Source organism: Amnimonas aquatica, from assembly GCF_002943415.1.
In the GTDB taxonomy this organism is placed as follows: domain Bacteria; phylum Pseudomonadota; class Gammaproteobacteria; order Pseudomonadales; family Moraxellaceae; genus Perlucidibaca; species Perlucidibaca aquatica_A.
The window spans coordinates 1-1203 of the sequence record NZ_PTQZ01000353.1; the positions used below are offsets into that span (position 1 = coordinate 1).

2 protein-coding genes are annotated in these 1203 nt (G+C 69.2%); both read left to right on the forward strand.

Annotated features, from left to right (window positions below; all coding sequences use genetic code 11):
- Positions 1-352 (forward strand): SDR family oxidoreductase (locus tag C5O18_RS09880; RefSeq protein ID WP_146089350.1); only part of this gene is annotated, 352 nt, incomplete at its 5' end.
- Positions 353-379: 27 nt separating this feature from the next.
- Positions 380-1203: LysR family transcriptional regulator (locus C5O18_RS09885; protein WP_105193454.1), on the forward strand; the 824-nt coding region annotated here is incomplete at its 3' end.

The following is a 1203-nucleotide window of genomic DNA, read 5'->3' on the forward strand; positions in this document are numbered from 1 at the left end:
CGTGACCATCGTCAGCTCGCTGCTGGCGGCCTACACCCCGTTCTATGCCATCTATCCCGCCAGCAAGGCGGCGGTGGAGCACTTCACCCGTGCGGCCTCCAAGGAGTTCGGCGGCCGTGGCATCTCGGTCAATGCCATCGGTCCCGGCCCCATGGATACGCCGTTCTTCTACGGCCAGGAGTCGCCGGAGGCGGTGGCCTACCACAGCACGGCGGCGGCCCTGAGCGGATTCTCGCGCAAGGGCCTGACCGACATCGACGACATCGCGCCCATTGTCCGTTTCCTGGCCACCGAGGGCTGGTGGATCACCGGCCAGACGATCCTGGCCAATGGTGGCTACACTACGCGCTGATCCTCCCGAGCAGGTGGTTTACCGAACATGGATACGCTGGATGCCATGCGCGTCTTCGTCCGGGTCAGCGACATGGGCAGCTTCATCAGGGCGGCCCATGCCCTGGATCTGCCGCGCACCACCGTGTCGCAGGCCGTGCAGCAGCTTGAGCAGCGTCTCGGCGTGCGCCTGCTGCAGCGCACCACGCGCCGGGTCGGCCTGACCTCGGACGGCCAGCGCCTGCTGGCACGCTGCCGGCGCATCCTGGCGGAGATGGATGCGCTGGAGACCCTGCTGCCGCCGGATGGCGAGCTGAACGGACAGGTCCGTCTCGATGTGCCCAGCCGCATCGCCCATCGCGTGCTGATGCCGCGCCTGCCGGCCTTCCTCCGCAGTCATCCGCGCATCGAACTGGTGCTGGGCGCGCGCGACCGGATCACCGATCTGGTGGTCGAGGGCATCGATTGCGCTTTGCGCGTCGGTCATCTCGACAGCAGCAGCCTGGTGGCGCGCCCGCTCGGGTACTTCCGGCAGATCAGCTGCGCCAGCCCGGCCTACCTGGCGGAGCACGGCGTGCCCGCCGGGCCGGACGACCTGGCGGGACACCGCATGGTCGGCTATGCCTCGCCACAGACCGGCCGCGTGCTGCCCTGGGAGCACGTCGTCGCCGGCAGCACCACGACACTCACCCTGCCGTGCCAGGTGGCGGTGGACAATGCCGAAGGCTACATCGGTGCCGCGCTGGCCGGCCTCGGCCTGATCCAGGTGCCGTATTTCGATGTCGAGGATCTGCTCGGCAGCGGCCGACTGGTCGAGGTGCTGCCGCAGGCCGGTGTGCCGGCGCTGCCGGTGGCACTGATCTTCCCGCACCG